The sequence below is a fragment of the Kitasatospora sp. NPDC056446 genome (genome assembly GCF_042796115.1).
In the GTDB taxonomy this organism is placed as follows: domain Bacteria; phylum Actinomycetota; class Actinomycetes; order Streptomycetales; family Streptomycetaceae; genus Kitasatospora.
Map to the genome: position 1 here is coordinate 1 of NZ_JBHTRF010000235.1, position 1,244 is coordinate 1,244.

Sequence of the window (1,244 nt, forward strand, 5' to 3'; positions counted from 1 at the left end):
GCGCAGGCCGTTCTCCATGAAACGAACACGATTGCCTGGAAGATCCTTGTTCTGGCGTATCGCCGGCAACCACGAGAGCCCTTCGTAGCGGTCGCGCCTCAGGCCGACCAGTTCGGCGATCGTGGGCGCAACGTCGATCACTGAGCCAGGTCCCGCAACCCGTCGATGCGTCCAGACCGGTTGGCCATTGCGGAATTGCTGTATCGCCATCACCACGTGGTTCTGCACGTCCGACAGCGCGAAGCTGCCATGGCCATATGCGCCCACGGCTTGGTTGGCGTCGTTGTCATTGAACTGGTCACGGCGCATTGCAAAGTCTTCGCCGTGGTCCGACATGACAACCAGGATCGCGTTGTCCAGACGCCGCAGGCGGCGCAGCTCATCGATCAGCGCCTCGAACTGACCATCAACTGCCCTGATCGCGTTCAGATACTGGGACTGTGAATCCTCATATCCCTTGACCTTGCCTACCCAGTCAAGAGACCTGTCCTCACGGATCCCGCCTGGCAGATAGGGCCAATGCGGCAGGCAGAGGTGGCTGACAAGAAACAGTGGCGCGTCAGCCGGCGCATCCCGCAATTCACCGATCAGGCGGGCGGGGTGGTCTGCGGTGCGATAGCTGCGGTAGGCAGCGCGATTGCCCTGGACCACGCTCAGCGGCTCTGAAGCGGGCAACGCAGCCAGCAGGAGATTGGTTGCGAAGAAGTCAAAGCTGCCGCCAACGACGAAATCAAGCCCTCCCACCGTGGGGACGACGGTTCTATCGAAGCCAAAACTCTGGTCGAAATTGGCGAAGCGCGATTCATCCATGGCCAGCATGGTGAAGTAACCCTGCCGCTTCAGGTCCCAGGCAAGATTCTGGTCGCGCGAGAATTCCGAGCGTGGATAGAGGTTGAAGCGCGCGCCGTGCTTGAGCGGATTCATTCCGGTCAAGGTACTGCTGTAGGAGACAAACGTCCGGGCCAGTGGCGTGCGGACATCATCCATGACGACCGAACCGGCCAGTGTCCGCTCGATGGCGGGAGCCAGTCCGCCGGGAAACTCGCCGTAGGAAGCCAGATAGTCCGGACGAAGCGAGTCCACCCCCAGGATGATCACATCCGGCCTGTTCTCATCGATGCCCTCCCGAACGCCGCCATTCCATCCCCAGGCCCCGAGGCAGACAGCCAGGGCAACCAGGGATCCGGCGGCGAACAGGTTGCGGCGGCTGCGCAACAGGGAATACAGCGCGGACAGTACAGCGA

General features: G+C 61.7%; 1 protein-coding gene. It reads right to left on the reverse strand.

What is annotated here, in order from left to right:
• Positions 1 to 1,244: sulfatase-like hydrolase/transferase (locus ACFQ6N_RS40940; protein WP_380659212.1), on the reverse strand; the 1,244-nt coding region annotated here is incomplete at both ends.